This is a genomic window from Pseudomonas sp. MWU13-2105 (genome assembly GCF_023242315.1).
Classification (GTDB): domain Bacteria; phylum Pseudomonadota; class Gammaproteobacteria; order Pseudomonadales; family Pseudomonadaceae; genus Aquipseudomonas.
Genome location: NZ_JALLIY010000076.1, coordinates 1 through 713, shown reverse-complemented (window position 1 = coordinate 713; position 713 = coordinate 1). Strand labels below are relative to the sequence as shown.

The window sequence follows — 713 nt, the reverse complement described above, 5'->3', positions numbered from 1 at the left end:
GCCTAGGTGTTCAGTCCCGGAAAGTCATGGTGCATCCTTAACCCCTCAAAAGGAGGATGCATTTTGGAAGGACGTATCCATGGCTCAGCCCGAACGACGCCGCGAATTAGAGCCGAGCTCCAAGCGTCGCAAGAGTCGAATCGAAAGCTTGCCACTCGCTACAGATTGAACGTGAAAACTGTTGCCAAGTGGCGAGCTCGATCAACAACCCAAGACTCACGAATGGGGCCTGCCAAGCCCAGTAGTGCCTGCCTCACTGTGTCGGAAGAGGCAATGGTGGTCGACTTCCGCCGTCGCACGATGCTGCCGTTGGACGACATGCTGGGGCATCTCCACGAGAGCCTTCCCCAACTGAGTCGCAGCGCCCTGCACCGGTGCCTGGTTCGTCATGGCATCAGCCAACGGCCCAGCACCATCAACGCAACCAAGCGTGGAAAGTTTTCACCGGTTGAGATGGGCTATCTGCACATCGATAGTTCCGAGCTACGCCTGGAGCATGGCAAACGGCATTTGTTCGTCGCTATCGATCGAGTCACCAAATTTACCTATGTGGCTTTTTTCGATGCGGCGACGAAACGCAATGGCGCCGCTTTTTTGCGGGAAGTCGTTGATGCCTTTCCGTACAAAATTCATACGGTGCTGACTGATAACGGAGCTGCGTTTACTGAGCAGCCTAGGTACCGAAACGGGGCTACCCACCGTTTCGGCGGGCA

At 55.8% G+C, this 713-nt stretch carries 1 protein-coding gene; it reads left to right on the top strand.

The annotated features are described in order from the left end of the window. Positions 1 to 63: 63 nt before the first annotated feature. A partial coding sequence (locus M5B96_RS32360; RefSeq protein WP_248801229.1) for a DDE-type integrase/transposase/recombinase occupies positions 64 to 713 on the top strand: 650 nt, incomplete at its 3' end.